This window comes from Variovorax sp. OAS795 (genome assembly GCF_040546685.1).
In the GTDB taxonomy this organism is placed as follows: Bacteria; Pseudomonadota; Gammaproteobacteria; order Burkholderiales; family Burkholderiaceae_C; genus Variovorax.
Genome location: NZ_JBEPOH010000002.1, coordinates 78,827 through 103,279, shown reverse-complemented (window position 1 = coordinate 103,279; position 24,453 = coordinate 78,827). Strand labels below are relative to the sequence as shown.

Genomic DNA, 24,453 nt, shown 5'->3' with positions numbered 1-24,453 from the left:
CCGCCCCGAGGAGCATCGACATGAACCATGTGATCCTGAAGCTTCTGGGCCAGCGCATCGCGCTGGCGCTACTTTCGCTGCTGGCGGTGTCGGTGATCGTGTTTTCGATCACCGCGGTGCTGCCCGGCGACGCCGCGCAGGAGCAGCTCGGCCAGGACGCCACGCCGGAAGCCGTGGCCGCGCTGCGCGCGCAGATGGGCCTGGACGTGCCGGCGCCCGAGCGCTACGCGAAATGGCTGGTCGGCATGCTCAAGGGCGACCCCGGCCGCTCCGCGACCACGCAGATGCCGGTGGGCGAGCTGGTCGCCAGCCGCCTGCCCAACTCGCTGCTGCTGGCCGCCGTCACGGCGCTGTTCTCGGTGCCGATCGCGCTGGCGCTCGGCATCGCGTCGGCGGTGTGGCGCGGCTCGTGGTTCGACCGCGCGGCCTCGACGACGGCGGTGGGCGTGGTGTCGGTGCCGGAGTTCCTGGTCGCGACGCTGGCGGTGCTGGTGTTCGCGGTCCAGCTGCGATGGCTGCCTGCGCTCTCCTTCGTCAACGACATCGAGTCGCTGGGCCAGCTGCTGCGCGCCTTCGCCATGCCGGTGCTGGTGCTGTGCTGCGTGATCATCGCGCAGATGATGCGCATGACGCGCGCCGCGGTGATCGACCAGCTCGAGGCTCCCTACATCGAGATGGTGCGACTCAAGGGCGCCTCGCCGATGCGCATGGTGCTGGCGCACGCGCTGCCCAACGCGGTGGGGCCGATCGCCAATGCCGTGGCGCTGAGCCTGTCGTACCTGCTGGGCGGCGTGATCATCGTCGAGACCATCTTCAACTATCCGGGCATCGCCAAGCTCATGGTCGATGGCGTCTCGCAGCGCGACATGCCGCTGGTGCAGACCTGCGCCATGATCTTCTGCTGCGCCTACCTGATCCTGGTGACCACAGCCGACATCTGCGGCATTCTCGCCAACCCGCGGCTGCGGCACCGCTGAAGGAAGCTCCATGGAAACCTCCACTTCTCCAACGGCCGTGAGCGCCACGGCGCTCCTGGCACCCGCGCCGCCAGAGCGCCGGGGCGGCCCGCTGCGCTGGCTCGCGAGCTTCGGCCCGTCCGGCCTCATCGGGCTTGCGGTGCTGGTGTTCTGGTTGCTCGCGGCACTGCTCGGCCCCTGGCTGACGTCGCAAGGCATGGCCGCCGCGGGCACGTCGAACGTCTTCGAGCCGATCAGCGCGAAGCACTGGCTGGGCACCGACTATCTCGGCCGCGACATGCTGGCGCTGATCATCGAGGGCGCGCGCTACACCATCGGCGTCGCGCTGCTGGCCACGCTGCTGGCCAGCGGAACCGGCACCGTGCTGGCGCTGCTGGCCGCCGCCAGCGGCCGCTGGATCGACGCGGTGCTGAGCCGCGGCCTCGACACGCTCACGGCCATTCCGAGCAAGATGTTCGCGCTCATCATGGTGGCGGGCTTCGGTTCGTCGGTGCCGATGCTGGTGGTCACGGCGGGCATCATCTACGTGCCCGGCGCCTACCGCATGGCGCGCTCGCTGGCCGTCAACATCAACGCACTCGACTACGTGACCGTGGCGCGCACGCGCGGCGAGGGAACGCTCTACATCATGCTGCGCGAGATCCTGCCCAACATCCTGGGCCCGATGCTGGCCGACCTGGGGCTGCGCTTCGTCTACGTGGTGCTGCTGCTGGCGAGCCTGAGCTTCCTGGGCCTGGGCATCCAGCCGCCCGCGGCCGACTGGGGCTCGCTGGTGCGCGAGAACATCGGTGCGCTGGCCATGGGCGGCGCCTCGGTGATCGTGCCCGCGCTGGCCATCGCGAGTTTGACCATCGCGGTCAATCTCGTCATCGACAACCTGCCCGGCCGAGCCGCGCGCGAACGAGGAGCACGCTGATGGGCGCACCACTCACTGTCCAGGGCCTGCGCATCGAGGCGGGCAACAGCACGCTGGTCGACAACCTGAGCTTCTCGGTCCAGCCCGGCGAGGTGCTGGCGCTGATCGGCGAATCCGGTTCCGGCAAGACCACCACCGCGCTGGCGCTGATGGGCTATGCGCGCAGCGGATGCCGCATCGCGGGCGGCCGCGTGCAGATCGGCGACACCGACGTGCTGGCACTCGACGCGGCGCGACAGCGCAGCCTGCGCGGCCGCACGGTCTCCTACATCGCGCAGAGCGCGGCCGCCTCCTTCAATCCCTCGCGCACGATCATGGACCAGGTGGTCGAGCCCACCGTCATCCACGGCCTGTGCAAGCGGGAAGAAGCCGAGGCCAAGGCGGTGCAGCTGTTCCGCGAACTGGCGCTGCCCGATCCGGACAACATCGGCTCGCGCTATCCGCACCAGGTCTCCGGCGGCCAGCTGCAGCGGCTGATGGCGGCCATGGCGCTGATCGGCGATCCCGACCTCGTGATCCTCGACGAGCCGACCACCGCGCTGGACGTGACCACGCAGATCGAGGTGCTGCGCGCGTTCCGCCGCGTGGTGCGCGAGCGCCGCGCCACGGCCGTGTACGTGAGCCACGACCTGGCCGTGGTGGCGCAGATGGCCGACCACATCCTGGTGCTGCGCAACGGCAAGATGAGCGAGCTCAACGCGACCGAGCAGATCCTCTCGGCGCCGGCCGACGACTACACCAAGTCGCTGCTCGCGGCGGCACGGCCCGCAGTGCGCGCCTCGGGCCAGGCCTCGGGCGACTCCGCGCTGCTGCTCGAGGTGAAGGAGCTTTCATGCGGCTACGGCCCGGTCGATGCCAAGGGCCAGCCGGCCAAGCTGATCCTCGAGGACATCAACCTGAAGCTGTACCGCGGCCAGGCCATCGGCGTGATCGGTGAATCGGGCTCGGGCAAGACCACGCTGGCGCGCGCCGTCGCCGGGCTGCTGAAGCCCTGCCACGGCAGCGTCATGTTCGACGGGCACGCGCTCAAGCCCACGCTGCAGCAGCGCAGCCCCGAAGAGCTGCGCCGCATCCAGATCGTGTTCCAGATGGCCGACACGGCCTTGAACCCGTCGCAGACCATCTGGCGCATCCTCGCGCGGCCACTGCAGTTCTACAAGGGACTGCGCGGCGAGGCGCTCAAGCAGCGCATCCACGAGCTGCTCGACCTCGTGAAGCTGCCGCGCACCGTGGCCGACCGGCTGCCGGGCGGACTTTCTGGCGGGCAGAAGCAGCGCGTGAACCTGGCGCGTGCGCTGGCGGCCGAACCCGACCTGATCCTCTGCGACGAGGTGACCTCGGCGCTGGACACGGTGGTGGCCGCCGCGGTGCTCGACCTCATGGCCGAGCTGCGGCGCGAACTGGGCGTGTCCTACCTGTTCATCAGCCACGACCTGCACACGGTGCGTTCGGTGTGCGATGAGATCGTGGTGATGCAGCACGGCCGCAAGCTCTCGCAGGTGGCGCGCGCCGACTACGACCGCGGCCCGCACCACCCCTACTACCAGCTGCTCGCGCGCTCGGTGCCCGAGCTGCGCCGCGGCTGGCTCGACGACATGGACCACGCGGCCGCGACAGCGGCAGCGGCCCACCCAACCCGGGAGATACACGCATGATTCCCACGTTCCGCATAGCGCTGATCGCCGGCGACGGCATCGGCAAGGAAGTGATGCCCGAGGGCTTGCGCGTGGTGCTGGCCGCGGCCGAGCGCTTCGGCTTCGAGCTCGACTGCCGCACCATCGACTGGGCCAGCTGCGACTACTACGCCGCGCACGGCCAGATGATGCCGGACGACTGGAAGGAGCAGCTGCGCGGCGTCGATGCGCTCTATTTCGGCGCGGTCGGCTGGCCCGAGACGGTGCCAGACCATGTCTCGCTCTGGGGATCGCTGCTCAAGTTCCGCCGCGAGTTCGACCAGTACATCAACCTGCGCCCGGTGCGCCTCTTCGAGGGCGTGCCCTGCCCGCTCGCGAACCGCAAGCCCGGCGACATCGACTACCTGGTGGTGCGCGAGAACACCGAGGGCGAGTACACCTCGCTCGGCGGCGTGATGTACGAAGGCACCGAGCGCGAGATCGTGATCCAGGAGTCGGTCTTCTCGCGCCATGGCACCGACCGCGTGCTGCGCTATGCCTACGAGCTCGCGAACAGCCGTGCGCGCAAGCACCTCACCGTGGCCACCAAGAGCAACGGCATCGCGATCAGCATGCCCTGGTGGGACGGCCGCGCCGACGCCATCGGCCGCGACTACCCCGAGGTGAAGGCCGACAAGCAGCACATCGACATCCTCTCGGCGCGCTTCGTGCTGCAGCCCACGCGCTTCGACGTGGTGGTGGCGAGCAACCTGTTCGGCGACATCCTCTCCGACCTCGGGCCCGCGACCACCGGCACCATCGGCCTCGCGCCCTCGGCCAACCTGAACCCGGACCGCAAGTTTCCGTCGCTCTTCGAGCCGGTGCACGGCTCGGCGCCCGACATCTACGGCCAGAACATAGCCAACCCGATCGCAATGATCTGGTCGGGCGCGCTGATGCTGGACTTCCTCACCCAGGGACAAGGCGCGGGCCGCGCGGCGCACGACGCCATCCTCGGCGCCATCGAGGCGGTGCTGCGCGACGGGCCGCGCACGCGCGACCTGGGCGGCACGGCCTCGACCACCGAGATTGGCCTCGCCATCGCCGAACGCGTCGCCGCTGCCTGAGCCCCACAACCCTTCACGACTTCGTCTGCAATCATGACTCTGACCCTTGAACGCCAGGACCTGCTGCCAGGCCGCCAGCTCATCGGCGCCGAATGGCGCGACGCCAGCGATGGCCGCCGCCTCGATGTGACCGACCCTGCCACCGACACCGTCTTTGCGAGCGTGCCCGACGGCACCGCCGCCGACGCGCGCGCCGCGGTCGCCGCCGCGCACGCCGCGTTTGCCGCCTGGCGCGCCGTGCCGGCGAAGCAGCGCGCACAAATTCTCAAGCGCTGGAACGACCTCATGCTGGCACACCAGGAAGACCTGGGCCGCCTGATCTCGCGCGAGCAAGGCAAGCCGCTGGCCGAGGGCCGCGGCGAAGTGGCCTACGCGGCCAGCTATGTCGAGTGGTTCGGCGAAGAAGCCACGCGCGCCAACGGCGACGTGATTCCCGCGCCCGTCACGGGCCGCCGCATGATGGCGCTGAAGGAACCGGTGGGCGTGGTCGCCGCCATCACACCGTGGAACTTTCCGGCCGCCATGATCGCGCGCAAGATCGCGCCGGCGCTGGCCGCGGGCTGCACGGTGGTGTGCAAGCCGGCCGAGGACACGCCGCTCACGTCGCTCGCGCTCGTGAAGCTGGCCGAGGAAGCCGGCGTGCCGCCGGGCGTGCTGAATATCGTGACGGCCTCGCGCGAGCGCACGCCCGAAGTGGTCGATGTGTGGCTGGCCGATGCGCGCGTGCGCAAGATCAGCTTCACCGGCTCCACGCCGGTCGGCAAGCACCTGGCGCGCGCCTCGGCCGACACGCTCAAGAAGCTGTCGCTCGAGCTCGGCGGCAATGCGCCGTTCATCGTGTTCGACGACGCCGACGTCGAGGCCGCGGTCGAAGGGCTCATGGCCGCCAAGTTCCGCAACGGCGGCCAGACCTGCGTGTGCCCGAACCGCGTGTTCGTGCAGGCCAGGGTGCACGACGCCTTCGTCGACAAGCTGGCGGCGCGCGTGGGCGCGCTCCAGGTCGGCCCGGCCACCGATCCGGCCTCGCAGATCGGCCCGATGATCAATGCGCGCGCGGTCGACAAGATCGAGCGTCACGTGCGCGACGCCGTGGCGCGCGGTGCGCGCGTGGTGGTCGGTGGCGAGCGGCTGCGTTCCGCGCGCTGCGACGGCCCCAACTACTACGCGGCCACGGTGCTGGTCAACGCCGACGCCACCATGGAGTGCAGCTGCGAGGAGACCTTCGGGCCGGTGGTGCCGGTCACGCGCTTCGACACCGAGGCCGAGGTGATCGCCGCCGCCAACGACACGCCCTTCGGCCTGGCCGCCTACTTCTATTCGACCGACGTGCGGCGCATCTGGCGCGTGGCGGAGGCGCTCGAATCCGGCATCGTCGGCATCAACGAAGGCGCGCTGGCCGCCGAGGCCGCGCCCTTCGGCGGCGTGAAGGAATCGGGCTACGGCCGCGAAGGCTCGGTGCACGGCCTGGACGACTACATGCACACCAAGTACCTCTGCCAGGGCGGGCTCTGAGGTCGCTTAGCCCGGCGCGGCCGCGGGGCTGCGCCGTGGCCGGGTAAACAAAAAAAGTTTTGTGGTCTGTCCATGCGCGCGGCGCTTGGACGCGGTGCGGGCATTGGCAACACTAGGGGACTTGCACACAGCGGTCCGACGGTATCGGCTCGCGTCCCGACCGGAGACAGACCATGCCCGACACACCTTCGCAGCGCCGCCGCTTCTTTGTAGGGGCCGTGGTCTCGGCTGCGCTCTCCCTCGGCGCCGCGGCTTCGTTCGCGGCGTACCCCGACAAGCCGATCAAGCTCATCGTGCCCTACCCGCCGGGCGGCGCCACCGACGTCATCGGCCGCATCATCGCCCTGAAGCTCGGCGAGCAGCTGGGCCAGCAGGTGGTCGTCGACAACCGCGGCGGGGCCGGCGGCAACATCGGCGCCGAAGCCGCCGCCAGGGCGGCGCCGGACGGCTACACCTTGCTCATGGGCGCGCTCACCTCCCATGCCACCATGGCAACGCTGGAGAAGGGCAAGATCCGCTACAGCATCACCCAGGACTTCGCGCCGGTCATGGTGGTGGGATCGGTGCCGCTGGTGGTGGTGGTGAACCCCACGCTCCCGGTGAAGAGCCTCAAGGAGCTGGTGGCCTATGGCAGGGCCCATCCCGAGAAGCTGAACTACGCGTCCTCGGGTGCGGGCGCCCCGCAGCGCCTGGCCGCCGAGATCATCCGCAGCGATGCCAAGATAGAGATGACACACATCGCCTACAAGGGCAGCGGTCCTGCGATGACGGATCTCGTGGCCGGACAGGTCAACATGATGGTCGAGACGGTGCCCGCGGCGCTGCCGTTCATCACCTCGGGAAAGCTGCGCGCGCTGGCGGTGACGATGCCCGGGCGCATCTCGATGCTGCCGGAGGTGCCGTCCGCGGTCGAGGCCGGCATGCCGGCGCTCGACATCGCTTCGACCTTCGGCGTGCTGGCGCCCGCGGGCACGCCCGAGGCCATCGTCGCGAGGCTGAACGAGGCACTGTCGCGGCTGGTGCGGTCGCCCGAAGTCAAGGAGATGCTGCTGAAGCAGGGCGTGTATGCGGCCGAGCCCGCGACGCCGGCGCAAGCGGCCCAGCGCATCGCGCTCGAGGTGGCGCGCTGGGAGAAACTGATTGCCGCAACCAACATCAAGGCGGACGAATGACACGACGCGACCCGATGCACGAACCCAAGGAACCGCGCGCATGACCGACGAGAAATCCCCTTTCGAGCCCGACCCATCGACCGACGGCGCCGGCATGCGCAAGGGCCTCACCAGCTATGGAGACCAGGGCTTCTCGCTCTTCCTGCGCAAGGCCTTCATCAAGGGGGCCGGCTTCACCGACGCGGCGCTCGACCGTCCGGTGATCGGCATCGCGAACACGGGGAGTTCCTACAACCCGTGCCATGGCAACGCGCCGCAGCTCATCGAGGCCGTCAAACGCGGCGTGATGCTGGCGGGCGGGCTGCCGATGGACTTTCCAACGGTCTCCATCCACGAGAGCTTTGCCGCGCCGACCAGCATGTACCTGCGCAACCTCATGTCGATGGACACCGAGGAGATGGTGCGCGCCCAGCCCATGGACGCCGTGGTGCTGATCGGCGGCTGCGACAAGACCGTGCCGGCCCAGCTGATGGGCGCGGCGTCGGCCGGCATTCCCTCGATCCAGCTCATCACGGGTTCGATGCTCACGGGCAGCCACCGCGGCGAGCGGGTCGGCGCCTGCACCGACTGCCGGCGCTACTGGGGCAAGTACCGCGCGGGCGAGATCGAAGCCGAGGAAATCGCCGACGTGAACAACCAGCTGGTCGCCAGCGTGGGCACCTGCTCGGTCATGGGAACGGCCAGCACCATGGCCTGCATTGCCGAGGCGCTGGGCATGACGGTGCCGGGCGGCGCCTCCCCGCCCGCCGTGACCGCGGACCGCATCCGCATTGCCGAGCAGACCGGGGCGCAGGCGGTGCAGATGGCGCGCACCGGATTGACGATCGACAGGATCCTGACGCCCGCGGCCTTCGAAAACGCCATGCGCGTGCTGCTGGCGATCGGCGGGTCGACCAACGGCATCGTGCATCTCGCGGCGATCGCCGGGCGCATGGGCCTGGAGATCGATCTGGCCGCGCTCGACCGCATGGGGCGCGAGACGCCGGTGTTGCTCGACCTGAAGCCGTCGGGCCAGTGGTACATGGAAGATTTCCATCATGCGGGGGGCATGGCCACGCTGCTGCGCGAACTCAAGCCATTGCTGCGCCTGGACGCCATGACCGTGACGGGCCGCACGCTCGGCGAGGAGATGGAGCGCGCGGGCCCGGGCTTTGAGCAGGCGGTGGTACGCCCGCGCAGCCACCCGATCTATCCCCAGGGGGCCATCGCGGTGCTGCAAGGCAACCTCGCACCGGGCGGCGCCATCATCAAGCAGTCGGCCGCCGACCCGAAGCTCATGGAGCACGAAGGCCGGGCCGTCGTGTTCGAGAACATCGAGGACCTGGTCCGCCGGATCGACAGCGAAGACCTCGACGTCACGGCCGAAGACGTGCTGGTGCTCAAAAACATCGGGCCCAAGGGTGCGCCCGGCATGCCCGAGGCGGGCTACATTCCGATCCCGCGCAAGCTGGCCCGCGCAGGCGTCAAGGACATCGTGCGGATCTCGGACGGCCGCATGAGCGGCACGGCGTTCGGCACCATCGTGCTGCATGTCACGCCCGAATCGGCAATCGGCGGTCCGCTGGCCTATGTGCGCAACGGCGACCGCATCCGGCTCAGCGTCGCGAACCGCGAGATCTCTCTGCTGGTGCCGGCGCAAGAGCTCGCGCGCCGCGCCGAAGCGTCCCCGGCCGTCGCGCCGACCGCGGAGCGCGGCTACCGCAAGCTGTTCCTGCAGACCGTGACGCAGGCCGACCAGGGCGTGGACTTCGATTTCCTGCGGGCAGCCAGGATGACCGGCAAGGTGCCGCGCTAGCATGGACCGCCGGGCTGCGCCCTCTGGTGCGCATGCACCCGCCCCCGCCGTGAAGTGGTCGAGCGGCACGGCACGGCCGGCCACGCGCGTGCCCGCCGATGCCTGCGATTGCCACCACCACATCTACGATGCGCGCTACCCGTTCGCCGCCGGTGCGGCGCTGCAGCCCGGCGATGCACTGATCGCCGACTACCAGGCCTTGCAGAAGCGCATCGGCACCACGCGCAATGTCATCGTCCAGCCGTCGAGCTACGGGACCGACAACCGGCTGCTGCTCGCGTCGATCGCACAGTTCGGCGGGAGGGCGCGCGGCATTGCCGTGGTCGATACCGACGTGACGGACGGCGGGTTGCGCGAGCTGCACGACGGGGGCGTGCGCGGGATCCGGTTCAATCTTGCGCCGCCGGGTGCGACCACGCTCGCCATGGTGAAGCCCCTGGCGGCGCGGATCGCGCCACTGGGATGGCACATCCAGGTCAACGCGCCTGCGGCCGTGCTGCTGGAGGCGCGAGCGGTCTGGGCCGCCCTGCCGGTGCCGGTGGTGTTCGACCACCTGGCGCGCGTGCCGCAGCCGCATGCGACGCGGCACCCGGCTTTCCTGATGGTGCGCGGCTTGCTCCAGCAGGGCAAGGCCTACGTCAAGCTTTCGGGCTTCTACAACGAATCGGTGGTCGGCGCGCCGGGCTATGAAGACGCCGTGCGGGCCGCAGGCGCCTACACCCGCGAGGCGCCCGGGCGCGTGCTCTGGGCGAGCGACTGGCCGCACCCGACCGAGCAGCCTTCGCGGATCCCCGACGATGCGGCGCTTCTGGATGCATTCGCCCAGGCGGTGCCGGACGAGGCCGTGCGCAAGCAGGTGCTGGTCGACAACCCGGCCGGGCTCTATCAGTTCGGCTGACGGTACATCGCCTGCGCCTCGGTCAGCAGCGCCTCCGACAAGGCGGCGCGCGGCCCGTGCGTCGCCCACACCACGCCCACGCGCCGCACCGGCGCGCGCGCGGGCAGCGGGACCGGCACGATGCCGTAGCCGACGTGCCACATGGGCGCCCAGTCGGGCAGCAGCGCCACGCCCAGGCCCTGTCCGACGAGCGCGGCGATGGCCATCAGGTTGTCGATCTCCAGCCGCTGCTTCACCGCCAGGTTGTGGTCGCGCAGGTAGCGGTCGGCCAGCTGGCCGCCCAGCACGGATCGGTCGTAGCGGATGAAGGGTTCCGTCTCCAGCAACTGGTGGGCCGGCCGGTCCGCCGAGCCCGCGGGCGCGACCACCACCAGGCCTTCTTCCAGCAGCGCCTGCCACGCGCAGCCCTTGCCCACGGCGAACTGCGGCTCGACCACGATGGCGGCGTCCAGGGCCCCCACGCTCACCTGGCGGCAGAGCTCGATGGAATTGCCGGGCGCGACGAACACGGACAGGTCCGGGTAGCGCTCGTAGAGGCGCTTGAGCAGCGGGGGCAGCACGCCGGTCAGCGCCGAGCCGAACACGCCGAGCTTCAATTCGCCGAGCGCGAACCCATCGCTGGCGGCCGCCCGCAGGTCGCGGATTTCGCGCAGCACGGTGCGCGCGCGGTCGAGCATCTTGAGGCCGGCTTCGGTCGGACGAACGGAGCGCCCCGCACGCTGCACCAGCGCCAGCCCCATCTCCTCCTCCAGCGCCTTGACGCGCGCCGCAATGGCGGCAGGCGTCAGGTCCAGGTGGCGCGCCGCCTCGGCCATCGATCCCAGTTCGACGACGGCAACGAAGCTCTGCAGGTAGCGCGTATCCATGCGCAGGAATGTAACGTCGCGAAGGGACCGGAACAAAAAATTATTTTGTTCTGACGGTGCCGGCATCGCTTCTTCCGAAGGGGCTGTGCTTTCAAACTCGGCGCGCAGAAGCCACCGGCCGGCTTCGATTCCATTGCACCGATTCCCTCTCCAGAAGACACAACAGCATGACCACCAGACTGCGCGGCGTTCTCGCGCCCGTCCTGACGCCCTTCAACGCGAAGTTGGAGCCCGATGTCGACCGCTTCATCGCGCACTGCGGGTGGCTCGTGCGGAACCACGCGGCCCTCGCCATCTTCGGCACCAACTCGGAGGCCGCTTCGATCAGCGTCGCCGAGCGGAAGGCGTTGGCCGAGGCGCTGGTCGAAGCGTGCATTCCGCCGGAGAAGATGATGCCGGGGACCGGCGCCTGCGCCCTGCCCGACGCGGTCGAGCTTTCGCGCCATGCGTCGAAGATCGGCGCGGCCGGCCTCCTGGTGCTGCCGCCGTTCTTCTACAAGGGTGTGTCCGAGGACGGCGTGTTCGCCTACTACGCCGAAATCATCGAACAGGTGGGCCCGGGCTGTGCGCCGATCTACCTCTATCACATCCCCCAGTTCACCCATGTGCCGATCACCCTCGGCCTGATCGAGCGCCTGCGCGCACGCTATGCGGGCGTCATCGCAGGCGCCAAGGATTCCTCCGGCGACTGGGCCAACACGAAAGCCATGATCGACAACTTCGCAGCCGACGGCTTCGACGTGTTTCCCGCCAGCGAGTCGCTCCTCTCGATGGCGATGCCGATCGGCGCCGCCGGCTGCATCAGCGCCACGGTGAACATGAATCCCGCCGGCATCCACCGCGTCTACGCGGGATGGCAGGGTCCGGATGCCGCGGACCTCCAGGCAAGGGCCGATGCGGTGCGCAAGGTGTTCCAGGGCCCTTCGATGATTCCGGCGATGAAGCACGCCGTGGCCACCTGCGCGGGCGATGCGCCATGGCGCACCGTGCGCCCGCCGCTGGTGCCGCTGGACGACGCCACGCGCGCCGCGGTCGACGCCCAGCTGCAGGCCATCGATTTCAGCATGCCGGGCTATCCGCGCGGCTGATTCCACGCAACCGGCGAAGACCGCATCGGCGCCGCCGGCCCGGATTCATAGACAGGAGACACCCATGACGCTTTTTCTTCATTCCACCGCGCGGCCGGTCCTGCGCACGTTCCACCGCAGCGCTGCCGCGCTGGCGCTGGCTGGCACCGCGCTCGGGTTGATCGGCGCGCCCGCCATGGCGCAGCAGCAGGCGATCACCATGTGGAGCCATTGGCCCGACGAAGCTTCCAAGCGCAGCTTCATCGAAGAGCGCGTGAAGCAGTTCGAGGCCGCCACGCCGCAGTGCAAGGTCAACCTGCAGTTCGTGCAGAAGGCCGACCTCTACACCTCCGTGAAGACCTCGGTGCGCACCGGCCAGGCGCCGGACATCTTCTGGCTGGAGCCCGACGAGATCGCGTTCGCCAAGAGCGGCTACCTGGAGCCCCTAGACAAGTACATCGACCTGGCCAACCTCGAGGACTGGGCCAAGCGCGCATGGACCTGGAACGGCAAGGTCTACGCCATGCCGCAGGAAGCGTATTCGGTCGAGCTCTACTACAACCGCGACCTGATGAAGAAGATCGGCGTGACGCCGCCGGCCAGCATGCAGATGACGCAGGCCCAGTTCACCGACATGGTCAAGCGCTCTGTCGCCGCCGGCATCATGCCGACCGCCACGGGCGTGGGCGACCGGCCCTATCCCGGCGCGTACTTCCTGCAGGAGGTGCTGCTGCGCAAGCTGGGCACCGACGACTACGAGAAGCTCCTGACCGGCAGGCTGCCCTTCCAGGATCCGCGCGTGATCGAGGCCATGACATGGGTCAGGCAACTGGTCGATGCCGGCATGTTCCCCAAGAGCATGGCGACGATGAAGCTGGGCGAGTCGCACTACTACTTCCACACCAACCCCGGGGCCCTGATGTTCCCGATCGCGAGCTGGTACACCGGCCGCGCCTTCGTGGCGCCCGAGAAGGGCGGGCAGCCCAAGGACTTTGCGCTCGGCTTGATGAAGTACCCGGTGATGGACGGCAGCAAGTGCCCCGAATGCAAGACCCTGGCGGTCGGCGGCAGCTACGTGATGTACGCGCGCAGCAAGAACAAGGAATGCGCGGGCAAGATGCTCTCGTCGCTCGCCACCGTGGAGAACGGCAACAAGTGGATGGAGACCGTGCTGCTGCAGACCGGCGTCAGGACGGACCCGTCGCGCATCACCAGCATCTACGCGCCCTACTTCAAGGAATTGCAGGAACGCAGCGCGGGGGCCAAATACTTCATCGGAACGCCGCTGCACTACATGAGCGGCAAGTGCGGCGACACCTTCGCCCAGGTGCTCAACCGCGCCTTCCCCGGTGGCCTGGTGAGCGTGAACGAGGCGGCGGCGCAGATGGATGCGGCATGCAAGGCATCGAGCTGATTCGCCGGGATCGAAGCAACCGACATGAGTGATTCCTCTCCCGGCCTCGCGGCGGCGGCGCGCCGCACGCTCGCGTCCTGGCTCTCGGCGCCGGAAGCCGATTCGCGCCGGGCTTCACTGCCCACGGTGATGCTGTTCCTTGCGCCGGCGCTCATCGTGTATGCGGCGCTGACGGCCTATCCGGTGCTGCGCACCTTCTACAACAGCTTCTTCAACGTGGCCGACCTGAGCTCGTCGGAGTTCGTGGGCTGGGCCCACTATGCCGAGGTGTTCAGCGACAAGACCTTCTGGGCGGCCGTGCGCAACACCGCCGTCTGGTCGGTCATCGGACCGATCCTCGACGTGGCGGCCGGGCTGCTGCTGGCGCTATGCCTGTATGCCGGCGTGCCGTTCTCCCGCTTCCTGCGCGTGGCGTGGTTCACGCCGGTGCTGCTGTCCTATGTGGTCGTGGGGATCATGTGGGTCTGGATCTACAACTACGACTGGGGCGTGGTGAACGGCGTGCTGCGCGCGCTCGGGCTCGGGAGCTGGGCGCAGGCGTGGCTCGGCGACCCGCGGTTCGCGCTGGGCTCGCTGATCGTGACGCACGCATGGAAGTGGGCCGGCTTCAACATGGTCGTGTGCCTTGCGGCGCTGCATTCGCTGCCGTCAGAGGTGCTGGAGGCCGCCGAGCTCGACAACTGCGGCTGGTGGCACAAGCTCACCGACATCATCGTGCCGATGCTCTGGCCCACCCTGCTCAATCTCTACATCCTCGCGTTCATCGGGAAGATGAAGGTGTTCGACCTGGTCTGGATCATGACCGAGGGCGGACCGGTGTGGTCGACCGAAACGGTGTCGACCTATGTGTACAAGCGGGCCTTCAACTGGAACACCTTCGACCTCGGCTACCCCTCGGCGATTGCCGTGGTGTGGTTCTTCGTGGTGGTCGGCTTCGTCGTCTTCTTCAACCTGCTGTTCCGTCGCCGCGAGCGCATGGAGTACTGATCCCATGACCTCGGCCTCTCCTGCATTGCATCCCCCCGCCGCGGCCGAACACCGCGAATCGCCTGCGTCCGCGCTGTCGCGCATGCTGCGCAACGGCGGTCTCATGGCCGCCGTGGTGCTGTACACGCTCTACTCGGCGCTGCCCTTCGTGTGGATCGGCACGATGTCGGTGCGCACCACGTCCGAGATCAGCGCCAACCACTTCGCGTGGCCCGAAACCTTCCATTGGGAAAAATTTCGCATCGCCTGGGTGGACTCCAACTTTGCGCAGTACTTCTGGAACAGCACGCTCATCGTCGTTTCTGCCGTGGCCATCGTCACCCTGCTGGGCGCGGCCGCTGCCCATTGCCTCGCGCGCTACAACTTCCGCGGCAACCGGCTGGTCTACTTCATCCTGTTCAGCTCGATCGTCTTTCCGCCGCAGATCATCCTGATCTCGCTGTTCCAGGTGCTGGTGGAATACAACCTGTACAACTCCCGGCTCGGCCTGATGATCGTGTACGTGAGCCTGCAGCTGCCGCTGACGGTGTACCTGCTCGAAGGCTTCTTCGCGCGCATCCCGCAGGACCTGTTCGATGCCGCCAAGATGGACGGGTATTCCGACTTCGAGATCTTCTGGCGCATCGTGCTGCCGGTGGGCATGCCGGCGATCGCGACCACCATCATCCTGAACTTCATCCAGCTGTGGAACGAGTTCCTGTTCGCGGTGGTGCTGCTGAGCGACCAGGGCGCACGCACGCTCCCTATCGGCATCCGCGCCTACATGGGCGACTACTTCCAGGACATCGGGATGATCGCCACCGGCATGATGATCGCGGTCATTCCGGTGGTGGTGCTCTACGCCTTCTTCTCCGAAAAACTCATCCAGGGCATGACGGCCGGCGCCGTCAAGTGAGCACCCGGCTCGCGCACCCTTCCCCTCCATCCGACCGGAACAAAACCGTGGCCGCAGTCCATCTCGAAAACATCTTCAAGCGCTACAAGGGCACCGCGCAGCCCGCCGTCGACGACGTGTCGCTGTCCGTCCAGGACGGCGAGTTCATGGTGCTGCTCGGGCCCTCGGGCTGCGGCAAGTCGACCACGCTGCGCATGATCGCGGGGCTGGAGGCGATCACCGAAGGCTCGCTGGCCATCGACGCCCGCAAGGTCAACGAGGTGCCCGCCAAGGACCGGGACATCGCCATGGTGTTCCAGTCGTACGCGCTCTACCCGCACATGACGGTGGCCGAGAACCTGTCGTTCGGCCTGCGTCGGCGCAAGGTCGACCGCGGCCACATTGCGGCGCGCGTGAAGTCGGCCGCCGACATCCTCGGGCTGAACGAGCTGCTGGCGCGCAAGCCCGCGGCGCTGTCGGGCGGGCAGCGGCAGCGCGTGGCGCTGGGCCGCGCGATCGTGCGGGAGCCCAAGGTCTTCCTGTTCGACGAACCCTTGTCGAACCTGGACGCCGCGCTGCGGGTGAACACGCGCAACGAGCTGGTGCGGCTGCACCACCGGCTGGGCGCGACCATGATCTACGTGACGCACGACCAGGTCGAGGCCATGACCATGGGCCAGCGGATCTGCGTCATGAACAAGGGCAAGGTGGCCCAGGTCGGCAAGCCGCTGGACGTCTACCGCGCGCCGGCCGATGCGTTCGTCGCGCGCTTTCTCGGCAACCCGCCCATGAACATCCTCAAGGCCCGCATCGCGCAGGGGCAGCCGTCGCCCGTTGCAACGCTCGCGGGCAGCGAACTCCCGCTCGCGCGCTGGGCCCGCGCCGCGCTGCCGCCGGCGGGCGACCTGCTGGTGGGTGTGCGGCCCGAGGAACTGCAATTGCACGAATGGCGCGAGGACCGCAACACGCTGCGAGGCGTGGTCTCGGCCGTCGAGCCGCTCGGCGCGGAGACGCTCCTCATGGTGGCGCTGGAGGGCGATGCGGGCGAGGTGATGGCGCGCCTGCACCGCGACGTGAGGGGCAGCATCGGCGATCGCGTCGGGCTGACCATTCCGGACCGCGCCCTCTATCTTTTCGATGCGCTCACCGAGAAGGCGATTCCCGCGGCCGACGTGGGTGCGCCATGATCGGGGCCCTGCGCGTGGGCCTGGTCGGGGCGGGCTGGGTCACCTCGCACCATCTCGCGGGCTGGCGCGCCCTGGAGGGGCAGGCCACGGTCGTGGCCATTGCCGACCCGAACGCCGCGGCCGCCGAGGCGCGTGCGCGCGAGTTCGGAATCGACCGCGTGTTCGCGAGCGCACAGGACATGCTCGATGCGATGCCGCTCGATGCCGTCGACGTGGCAGCGCCGCGCGAGTTCCATGCGCCCATCGTGCGCGCCTCGGCAGCGCGCGGCCTGGCCGTGCTCTGCCAGAAACCGCTGGCGCCCACGCTGGCCGAAGCCCGTGCGCTGGCGCAGGAAGTGGCGCCCAGGTGCCGGCTCATGGTGCACGAGAACTGGCGTTTCCGTCCCTGCTACCGCGACCTTGCGCGATGGCTGGCCGAGGGGCGCATCGGCGAGGTGGTCCAGGCGACGATGAGCCTCCTGACCTCGGGGCTCCTGCCCGACGAGGCCGGCCGGCTGCCCGCGCTCGAGCGCCAGCCTTTCATTGCAGGCCTGGACCGTGCGCTAGTGATGGAGATACTGATCCACCACATCGACACCCTGCGCTTCCTGCTTGGCGAGATGACGCTGGTGCACGCACGGCTCGGGCGTGCGAGCCCGGCGATGCGCGGCGAAGACCGGGCCTTCCTGTCGTTCGAGACCGCCACCCAGGCGCCGGTGGCATTGATGGCCAACCTCTCTGTGCACGGCCGCACGCCGGCCCAGGCCGACCGGCTGACCCTGGTCGGGACGAAAGGAACGATCGAGCTCGAGGAGAACACGCTGCGCTGCTTCGGCGCCCAGCCCGCCGAGAAGCACTACGACCTGCCCGCGTGCTACCTCGCCTCTTACGCCGCGACGATCGCGCATTTTGTCGAAAGCCTGCGCGATGGCCGGCCATTCGAGACCGCGCCGGCCGACAACCTGCGCACGCTGGCGCTGGTCGAAGCCATCTACCGGGGCCGGTGAACTCAGCGCACCCAGCGGCAGACGCGGTGATGGTGGTGCGCGTCCCAATGGCACACCTGGTGCGCCCGGTGACCGTCGTGGCCGCGGTACGGCGCGGCCGAAGCCATGCCCGGGGCCAGCGCGGCGACGCCGGCGAGCGCGATGACGCTGGAGAGAATGAGTCGCTTGATCTGCACGGTGTTTTCCTTCTGGGCAACAACGAATGGAACGGCGCGCGGACGAACGATGCGCGTGCACCGTGCGTTCGGGGCCTTGAGAGCTTCCAGTCTAAGTCGCGAAGAATGAGCCCACGATGAGCGCGTGGGCCGCGCGCCCGCCGGACGCCACCGATGCCCGTGCCGGACGACTTCCCTAGCCTTCCTCGACGAACGCTTCCTCCCGCTTCGACCGGATCGATGGCATCAGGACAATCATCATCAACAGCACGGCCGCGACCAGCAGGCCCGCGGAGATCGGCCGCGACACGAAGACGCTCCACTCGCCGCGCGAGAGCAGCAATGCGCGCCGCAGGTTTTCTTCCATCATCGGCCCGAGAATGAGGCCGAGAAGCAGCGGCGCCGGTTCGCATCCCAGCTTGATGAAGGTGTAGCCCACCACACCGAAGATCGCCACCAGCCAGATGTCGAACACGTTGTTGTTGGTCGAGTACACGCCGATGGCGCAGAACAGCACGATCGCGGGAAACAGCCACCGGTAGGGAATGGTCAGCAGCTTGATCCACAGGCCGATGAGCGGCAGGTTGAGAATGACCAGCATCAGGTTGCCGATCCACATCGAAGCGATCAGGCCCCAGAACAGCTCGGGGTTGCTCGTCATCACCTGGGGACCCGGCTGGATGTTGTGGATCGTCATGGCCCCGACCATGAGGGCCATCACGGGGTTGGGCGGTATGCCCAGCGTCAGCATGGGGATGAAGGAGGTCTGCGCGCCGGCGTTGTTGGCGGCTTCCGGACCGGCCACACCGCGGATGTTGCCGCGGCCGAAAGGCACTTCGCCCGCCCCGAGCTTGATCTTCTTTTCCAGCGTGTAGGCCGCAAAGGCCGACAGCGTGGCGCCGCCGCCCGGCAGGATCCCGAGCGACGAGCCCAGCGCGGTGCCGCGCAGGACGGCCGGGAACATGCGCCTGAAGTCTTCCCTGGTGGGCATCAGGCCCGTGACGCTGGCGGTGAACACCTCGCGTTCATCCTCCGGCTTGGCCAGGTTCGCAATGATCTCGCCGTAGCCGAAGACGCCCATGGCGATGGCGATGAATCCCAGGCCGTCGGTGAGCTCCGGGATGTCGAAGCTGTAGCGCGCGACGCCGGAGTTCACGTCGGTGCCGACCAGGCCCAGCAGCAGGCCGACCATGATCATGCAGATGGCCTTGAGCAGCGAGCCCGAGGCCATCACGACCGCGCCGATCAGGCCCAGCACCATCAGCGAGAAATACTCGGCCGGGCCGAACTTGAAGGCGATCTCGGTAAGCGGCGGTGCAAACGCCGCGAGGATCAGCGTGCCCACGCAGCCAGCGAAGAACGACCCCAGCCCCGCGGCAGCGAGCGCCGGCCCGCCGCGGCCCCGCTTGGCCATCTGGTGCCCGTCGATCACGGTGACCACCGAAGACGACTCCCCGGGCAGGTTGACCAGGATGGCGGTGGTCGAGCCGCCGTACTGCGAGCCGTAGTAGATGCCCGCGAGCATGATGAGCGCCGCCACGGGGGGCAATGCATAGGTCGCAGGCAGCAGCATCGCGATCGTCGCGGTCGGGCCGATGCCGGGCAGCACGCCGATCAGCGTGCCCAGCAGGCATCCGACGAAGGCGTAGACAAGGTTCTGCAGCGTCACCGCAGTGGAAAAACCGAGGGAAAGGTGGTTGATCAGATCCATCATGGTCTTGCCTCGTGCTCAGCCGGTGATGAAGGTGGGCCACACCTGGAACTGCAGCTGGAGCCCCACGATGAAGGTCAGGTAGCTGCCGATGGCGAGGACGGTCGCGAGAACCAGCGCCAGCCTCATCGAGAAGTTCGCGCCGGCCATGCAGGCCACGACGACGAGCGCATAGATCGCAAGGATCAGCCCCATGGCCGGCAAGCCGATGCTGCGCAGCCCCGCAAGCAGGATGCCGAACAGCAGGTTCGCACCGATGATGAAGCCGAGCGGCTTCCAGGCGATCTTTCCCACCGGGTCGCCATCGGTGGCCTTGCCGGTGAACGCGGTGCTGGTCACCACCAGCCCCAGCACGGTCAGCAGCACGCCGACGATGAGCGGGAAATAGCCGGGGCCCATGCGGGCCGCGCTGCCGACGTTGTAGTTGGCGGCGCCCAGGGCAAACGCCGCCCCGACGCACGTGAACATGAGGCCCGAGAAGAAGGTCTTCTGGCTCTTGATCTGCATATGCAATCTTTCTCTCTGGAATGGAATGGATATGGCTGTCCGCCCTGCCCTGTGGGCAACAGCGATGGACAACGTGGAAATGCGCGCGACGTGCCGTGAAGGCAGAAACGCCGCGCAGGTCGGGCTCAGGTCAGATATATCATGTTATGAGCTTTATTACATCACATTGTGAGTAATTACCCTCTGCGGATTCGCGCCGGCTGCTACATTGCCCCTCGTCCGCTCATAGTTTTTTTGGAACATCCATGGCCAGCCAACGGGGAACCATCGAGAAGCAGCATCTCGAAGCACTGTCCGACTTCCGATTCAGGCTGCGCAGCTTCCTGCGCTTCAGCGAGGACGCTGCCCGCGCCGAAAGCATCACCGTTCTGCAGTACCAGCTGATGCTTCACACGCAGGGATTCGCTGGCCGCGAGTGGGCCACGATCAGCGAGATTGCCGAGCGCCTGCAGGCGCAGCACCATGGCGTGGTCGCCCTCGTGTCGCGCTGCGAGGAAGCCGGCCTCGTCCGGCGCAAGGCGAGCCATACGGACCGGCGCCAGGTCGAGGTGCACCTGCTCGCGGCGGGACGCCGGAAGCTCGAGCGGCTCGCCGTCTTGCATGAGGACCAGGTCGCCGAACTGGCCAAGGTGGTGGCACTCGCAAGCAGGGGCGGTGCCTAGGGCGCGACGCGTGGCGCGCCGGCTGGAAAACCCGCCGCCCTGCTTGCCCGATCAGCTGTGCGCTTCGCGCCCCATGAACACGCAGGCCTGATCGAACAAGGCACTGCCCGGCGAAGAGAACTGACGCAGCAGGCTGAAATGATCGGCCTGGGGCACGACGTGCAGGTCGCTCGGGTTTCCTGCCTTCTCCCATGCCGCGTGAAAACGCCGGCTCTGCGCGATGAAGGCCGGCGTTTCCTCCTCGCCGACGGCCACGAGCGCCGGTGCCAGCGGCGCGCCGATGCGATGCACCGGCGAGCAGGCCGCCGCAACCGGGGGATCCAGCCGGAGCTTCTGGTTGAGCGTGGTGGCGAGCAGCGGCGCGAGGTCGTAGATGCCGCTCAGGGCGACGAGGCCCGCGATGTCCGGGGCACCCGACAAGGTGATCTCGGCCGCGATATGGGCGCCCGCCGAATGCCCCGACAGGAACAATGGCAGGCGATCGGCACCGCCCGAGCCCGCCCGCCTCCGGATCGCGGGCAGGCAGGCGGTCGCAGCCTCCACGAGCGCGGGGAGCGACACGGTCGGGCACAACGGATAGTTGACCAGCGCGACATGCAGGCCGATGGCCGTGAACGCCGGTGCGATGAAGCGGAAAGTCGCCTTGTCGCGCGATTGCCAGTAGCCCGCATGAAAGTAGACCAGCGTGCCCCGCGGGTCCTGGCGCGCTGCAAAGAAGTCGAAGGTCTGGCGCTCGAGCGACCCGTAGCGCTGGTCGAGCACGCAGGGCCCGGTGGCCACGGCCACCGCGCTCTCGGCCTCGAACGCCGCCAGCAGCGGCGTGAAGCTCGCGCGCGATTGCCCCTCGACATACTGGAACTGCGGGTCGTCCACGGCGTCAGTCCGTCTTGAGCCCCGTGGCCTTCACGAACCGGGTCCAGCGTTGCAGTTCGCCGCGCACCAGCGACGTGAACTGATCGGGCGAGTTCGCGGGCGCCGCCTCCATGCCGAGCTCCGTCAGCTTGTCGCGGACCTGGGACAACCGCATGATCCGTGTCAGTTCCTCGTTCCACTTGGCGATGATCTCGCGCGGCGTGCCGGCGGGCGCGACGATGCCTTCCCATTCCTTCAGGTCGAAGCCGGGGACGCCGCTTTCGGCCATGGTGGGCACCGACGGCAGCGCGGGAAGCCGTGCGGGGCTGGTCACGGCCATGGCCCTCAGCTTGCCCGCATTCACCAGCGGCACGGCCACCGAGGTGGTCGCGAACATGGCCGACACATGGCCGCCGAGCAGCGCCTGCACGGCTTCGTTGGGTCCCTTGAACGGCACATGGAGCATCTCGGTCCTGGTGAGTTGCCTGAATGATTCGCCGATCAGGTGGGCCGGCGAGCCGTTGCCCCCCGAGCCGTAGGTGAGCTTGCCGGGCTGCGTGCGCGCAAGTTCCACCAGTTCCCTGGCGCTGGTGGCCGGCACCGAGGGCGGCACCACCAGCACGTTGTAGAGCCACACGAGGTTGGCAATCGGCGCGAGGTCCGCGCCGGTGTCGTAGGGCACCTTGCCGAACAGCGCCGGTAGCACCGTGTGGGTGAGGAACATGATCCCCACCGTGTAGCCGTCGGGCGCCGACTTGGCCACCGCGTCCATGCCGATCATGCCCGTGGCACCGGGCCGGTTGTCGACGACGACCGGCTGCTTCCATGCGTCCTGCAGGCGCTCGGCCACCAGGCGGGCGAGCACGTCGGGCGGGCTGCCGGGCGGCAGCGGCACGACGATCCTGATCGGCTTGGCGGGATAGCCCTGGCTCCAGGCCGGGAACGACGTGGTTGCGGCAAGGGGCGCGGCAGCGAGAGCGCCGAGGATCCGTCTGCGTGGGATCGTCATGGTGCTCATGCCGCCGATGAAACGGGCGGTGCAAAGATGACGTCGTAGTCGCGCGCCGCGGCCACCACTTCGGCCGGACTCGACATGTTGTGGATGCGGCGGTAGAGCGCCTCCAGCTTGCCGGCCGGCGTGGCCCAGAACAGCGCCGTCACCGGCTCGCCGGTGTTGTTGAAGAAGGCGTGCGGAATGCCGCGCGGCATGCGCACCAGGTCGCCCGCCGAGGCGTAGGTCTTCCTGCCCCCCAACAAAAGGTCGATGCGGCCGTCGAGCACGAAGATGTACTCGTCCTGGTGAGGGTGCACGTGCGGCGGCACGAAGGTCTCCACCGGGAAGGTCGCATGCCACGAGAAACTGTCGTCGCTCGCCTGCTTGGGCACATAGATCTGCCCCAGGATGTTCCACGACACGCCGTCCATGCCGGTCTGCGCGCGCGTGATGTCGGGGGTTTCAATGGTCATGGGGCACTCCTTCGTGGCGGGTGAGTCGGTCGAGCGTGGGTTTCACGAGCGGGTTGGTCGATGCGAAGCGCGGCTTGAAGCGCTTGCGTGCCTCGGCGAGGTCTTCTTCGTCCCAGTAGCCGATGAGGATGCCGCCTTCCGAGATGCGCGGCTGGATCTCCATCGTCTCGATGGCACCGTCCGGGATCGTCACCCGCTGGCGTGGCTGGCGCGCCCAGCGAAACAGCGCTTCATGCAGGCGCTGGCGCACTGCTTCGTGTTCGGGTGCGGCGCCCAGGTCGATGAATTCGTTCGGGTCGGACGCCAGGTCGAACAGCATGGGGCGATAGCCTTCGGCCAGCACGTACTTCCAGCGGCCGTCGGAGATCATCCGCAGCCAGGCGCTGCGCGACGGCGTGCCGAGCGCGATGCGCGAATCCTGGAAGGCGTAGTCGTACTCGCAGACCACGTGCTCGCGCCAGTCGGGCGGACGCCTGCCGAACAGCAGCGGACGCAGCGAGCGGCCGTCCATGATGTGCGGCACCGGCACGCCGCCGCAGGCGTCCAGGAAGGTCGGCGCCAGGTCGATCGCCTCGACCAGCGCATCGCAGCGCGTGCCGCGCGTGGTGTCGGCGCGCGGGTCGGGGTCGTAGACGATCAGCGGCGCGCGAATGATCGGCTCGTGGAACAGGTCCTTCTCGCCCATCCAGTGGTCGCCCAGGTAGTCGCCATGGTCCGACGTGAAGACGATCATCGTCGTCTCCATCAGCCCGCGTTCCTCCAGGAAGCCGAAGAGCTTGCCCAGCTGGTCGTCGATCTGCTTGATCAGGCCCATGTAGCCCGGCATCACGGCCTCGCGCACGCCGTCGCGCGAGAAGGTCTCGGACACGCGGTGCTTCATCATCGCGCCATACACCGGATGCGGGTCCTGCCGCTCGGCTTCGGAGCGAACCACCGGCAGCGCATCGTCGGGCGTGTACATGCTGGCGTACGGTTCGGGCACGACGTAGGGCCAGTGCGGCTTGATGTACGAGAGGTGCAGGCACCAGGGCTGGTCGCCGGCCTCGGCGATGAAATCCATCGCGCGACGCGTGATGTAGGGTGTCTCCGAGTGCTCGTCGGGCACGCGGGCGGCGCGGTTCGAGTACTTCAGGAACCAGCCGGAGCGGATCTGGCCGCTGTCGTCGACGGTCGAGTTGGCCCAGCTCTCCCAGGGATTGTCGCCGCCGAAGCCGTGGCTGCGCAGGTACTCGTTGTAGCTGGGGTCCGGATCATGGCCCGAATAGGGATGGATGCCGTCGTCGCGCTCGTAGGGGTCGAAGCCGCACTCGGCAATCCGCACGCCGATCGTCGAGGCCGGGTCGATGCCCAGGCGGGACATGCCCGCCAGGTCGGCGCGCATGTGCGTCTTGCCGACCAGCACCGAGCGCACGCCCAGCGGGCGCAGGTGGTCGCCGATGGTCATCTCGCCCGCCTTGAGCGGCACGAAGTTCCAGCTCGCGCCGTGCGAGTGAACGTAGCGGCCGGTGTAGTAGCTCATGCGCGACGGCCCGCAGACCGGCGACTGCACGTAGGCGCGGTCGAAGATCACGCCGCGCGCGGCCAGCGCATCGAGGTTCGGCGTCTGCAGCCTCGGATGGCCGAAGCACGACAGGTGGTCGGCGCGAAGCTGGTCGCACATGATGAAGAGGATGTTCTTCACGCGTCGGGTCATATGCCGGCTCCTGTC

Annotated in this window: 23 protein-coding genes; 15 read left to right on the top strand and 8 right to left on the bottom strand. The window is 68.3% G+C overall.

Translation table 11 applies throughout. The features are described 5' to 3' along the window. Nucleotides 1-20 precede the first annotated feature (20 nt). The 8 genes from ABID97_RS25900 to ABID97_RS25865 all read left to right on the top strand — a co-directional run bounded on the left by ABID97_RS25900 (nucleotide 21) and on the right by ABID97_RS25865 (nucleotide 10,010). Entirely contained in the window at nucleotides 21-977 is a 957-nt protein-coding gene (locus tag ABID97_RS25900) for an ABC transporter permease (protein WP_354402004.1), read from the top strand. Between the two features lie 10 nt (nucleotides 978-987). Beyond that, nucleotides 988-1,893, top strand: coding sequence for an ABC transporter permease (locus ABID97_RS25895; RefSeq protein ID WP_354402002.1), 906 nt, complete (start codon nucleotides 988-990; stop codon nucleotides 1,891-1,893). Next, a complete protein-coding gene (locus ABID97_RS25890) occupies nucleotides 1,893-3,548 on the top strand; it encodes an ABC transporter ATP-binding protein (protein ID WP_354402001.1) in 1,656 nt (551 codons plus the stop codon). Before ABID97_RS25895 ends, ABID97_RS25890 begins: the two co-directional genes overlap by 1 nt. Then, nucleotides 3,545-4,633, top strand: coding sequence for a tartrate dehydrogenase (locus ABID97_RS25885; protein WP_354401999.1), 1,089 nt, complete (start codon nucleotides 3,545-3,547; stop codon nucleotides 4,631-4,633). The genes ABID97_RS25890 and ABID97_RS25885 overlap by 4 nt, the downstream gene beginning before the upstream one ends. Nucleotides 4,634-4,666: 33 nt before the next feature. After that, complete coding sequence (locus ABID97_RS25880) at nucleotides 4,667-6,145, top strand: NAD-dependent succinate-semialdehyde dehydrogenase (protein WP_354401997.1); 1,479 nt, start codon at nucleotides 4,667-4,669, stop codon at nucleotides 6,143-6,145. 173 nt (nucleotides 6,146-6,318) lie between these two features. After that, nucleotides 6,319-7,317 carry a Bug family tripartite tricarboxylate transporter substrate binding protein gene (locus ABID97_RS25875; protein WP_354401996.1) on the top strand — a complete coding sequence of 333 codons (999 nt, stop codon included), beginning with the start codon at nucleotides 6,319-6,321 and terminating at the stop codon, nucleotides 7,315-7,317. 40 nt (nucleotides 7,318-7,357) lie between these two features. Beyond that, a complete protein-coding gene (locus ABID97_RS25870) occupies nucleotides 7,358-9,112 on the top strand; it encodes an IlvD/Edd family dehydratase (protein WP_354401994.1) in 1,755 nt (584 codons plus the stop codon). 1 nt (nucleotide 9,113) lies between these two features. After that, nucleotides 9,114-10,010 carry an amidohydrolase family protein gene (locus ABID97_RS25865; protein WP_354401993.1) on the top strand — a complete coding sequence of 299 codons (897 nt, stop codon included), beginning with the start codon at nucleotides 9,114-9,116 and terminating at the stop codon, nucleotides 10,008-10,010. On the opposite strand, the gene ABID97_RS25860 is transcribed toward ABID97_RS25865, so the two are convergent. Then, nucleotides 9,998-10,876 carry a LysR family transcriptional regulator gene (locus ABID97_RS25860; protein ID WP_354401991.1) on the bottom strand — a complete coding sequence of 293 codons (879 nt, stop codon included), beginning with the start codon at nucleotides 10,874-10,876 and terminating at the stop codon, nucleotides 9,998-10,000. The genes ABID97_RS25865 and ABID97_RS25860 overlap by 13 nt on opposite strands. A 167-nt stretch (nucleotides 10,877-11,043) precedes the next feature. Here ABID97_RS25860 and ABID97_RS25855 point away from each other — a divergent pair, with 167 nt between their 5' ends. From ABID97_RS25855 to ABID97_RS25830, 6 genes are all read left to right on the top strand, one after another. Next, nucleotides 11,044-11,964 (top strand): dihydrodipicolinate synthase family protein, encoded by a 921-nt coding sequence (locus ABID97_RS25855; protein ID WP_354401990.1) that lies wholly within the window; start codon nucleotides 11,044-11,046, stop codon nucleotides 11,962-11,964. A 64-nt stretch (nucleotides 11,965-12,028) separates the two neighbouring features. Then, nucleotides 12,029-13,357, top strand: coding sequence for an ABC transporter substrate-binding protein (locus ABID97_RS25850; RefSeq protein WP_354401989.1), 1,329 nt, complete (start codon nucleotides 12,029-12,031; stop codon nucleotides 13,355-13,357). A 24-nt stretch (nucleotides 13,358-13,381) separates the two neighbouring features. Further along, nucleotides 13,382-14,344 (top strand): carbohydrate ABC transporter permease, encoded by a 963-nt coding sequence (locus tag ABID97_RS25845; RefSeq protein WP_354401988.1) that lies wholly within the window; start codon nucleotides 13,382-13,384, stop codon nucleotides 14,342-14,344. Between the two features lie 4 nt (nucleotides 14,345-14,348). Then, nucleotides 14,349-15,239, top strand: coding sequence for a carbohydrate ABC transporter permease (locus ABID97_RS25840; protein ID WP_354401986.1), 891 nt, complete (start codon nucleotides 14,349-14,351; stop codon nucleotides 15,237-15,239). Nucleotides 15,240-15,286: 47 nt separating this feature from the next. Beyond that, a complete protein-coding gene (locus ABID97_RS25835) occupies nucleotides 15,287-16,405 on the top strand; it encodes an ABC transporter ATP-binding protein (RefSeq protein ID WP_354401985.1) in 1,119 nt (372 codons plus the stop codon). Then, nucleotides 16,402-17,391 carry a Gfo/Idh/MocA family protein gene (locus tag ABID97_RS25830; protein ID WP_354401983.1) on the top strand — a complete coding sequence of 330 codons (990 nt, stop codon included), beginning with the start codon at nucleotides 16,402-16,404 and terminating at the stop codon, nucleotides 17,389-17,391. The genes ABID97_RS25835 and ABID97_RS25830 overlap by 4 nt, the downstream gene beginning before the upstream one ends. Before the next feature lie 2 nt (nucleotides 17,392-17,393). Here ABID97_RS25830 and ABID97_RS25825 read toward each other — a convergent pair whose 3' ends face one another. The 3 genes from ABID97_RS25825 to ABID97_RS25815 all read right to left on the bottom strand — a co-directional run bounded on the left by ABID97_RS25825 (nucleotide 17,394) and on the right by ABID97_RS25815 (nucleotide 19,764). Further along, a complete protein-coding gene (locus ABID97_RS25825) occupies nucleotides 17,394-17,567 on the bottom strand; it encodes an HHHH-motif protein (RefSeq protein WP_354401981.1) in 174 nt (57 codons plus the stop codon). Nucleotides 17,568-17,742: 175 nt separating this feature from the next. Next, nucleotides 17,743-19,257, bottom strand: coding sequence for a tripartite tricarboxylate transporter permease (locus ABID97_RS25820; RefSeq protein ID WP_354403058.1), 1,515 nt, complete (start codon nucleotides 19,255-19,257; stop codon nucleotides 17,743-17,745). A gap of 18 nt (nucleotides 19,258-19,275) precedes the next feature. Then, nucleotides 19,276-19,764 (bottom strand): tripartite tricarboxylate transporter TctB family protein, encoded by a 489-nt coding sequence (locus ABID97_RS25815; protein ID WP_354401980.1) that lies wholly within the window; start codon nucleotides 19,762-19,764, stop codon nucleotides 19,276-19,278. A gap of 245 nt (nucleotides 19,765-20,009) precedes the next feature. Here ABID97_RS25815 and ABID97_RS25810 point away from each other — a divergent pair, with 245 nt between their 5' ends. Further along, nucleotides 20,010-20,426 (top strand): MarR family winged helix-turn-helix transcriptional regulator, encoded by a 417-nt coding sequence (locus ABID97_RS25810; RefSeq protein ID WP_354401978.1) that lies wholly within the window; start codon nucleotides 20,010-20,012, stop codon nucleotides 20,424-20,426. Between the two features lie 51 nt (nucleotides 20,427-20,477). Here ABID97_RS25810 and ABID97_RS25805 read toward each other — a convergent pair whose 3' ends face one another. The 4 genes from ABID97_RS25805 to ABID97_RS25790 are packed head-to-tail and all read right to left on the bottom strand — an operon-like array spanning nucleotide 20,478 to nucleotide 24,438. After that, complete coding sequence (locus tag ABID97_RS25805; RefSeq protein ID WP_354401976.1) at nucleotides 20,478-21,299, bottom strand: alpha/beta hydrolase; 822 nt, start codon at nucleotides 21,297-21,299, stop codon at nucleotides 20,478-20,480. A 4-nt stretch (nucleotides 21,300-21,303) separates the two neighbouring features. Next, nucleotides 21,304-22,287 (bottom strand): Bug family tripartite tricarboxylate transporter substrate binding protein, encoded by a 984-nt coding sequence (locus ABID97_RS25800; RefSeq protein WP_354401975.1) that lies wholly within the window; start codon nucleotides 22,285-22,287, stop codon nucleotides 21,304-21,306. A gap of 5 nt (nucleotides 22,288-22,292) precedes the next feature. Beyond that, a complete protein-coding gene (locus tag ABID97_RS25795; protein ID WP_354401973.1) occupies nucleotides 22,293-22,745 on the bottom strand; it encodes a cupin domain-containing protein in 453 nt (150 codons plus the stop codon). Further along, on the bottom strand, nucleotides 22,735-24,438 hold the full coding sequence (locus tag ABID97_RS25790) for an alkaline phosphatase family protein (protein WP_354401971.1): 1,704 nt from the start codon (nucleotides 24,436-24,438) through the stop codon (nucleotides 22,735-22,737). Before ABID97_RS25790 ends, ABID97_RS25795 begins: the two co-directional genes overlap by 11 nt. Nucleotides 24,439-24,453: the final 15 nt, after the last annotated feature.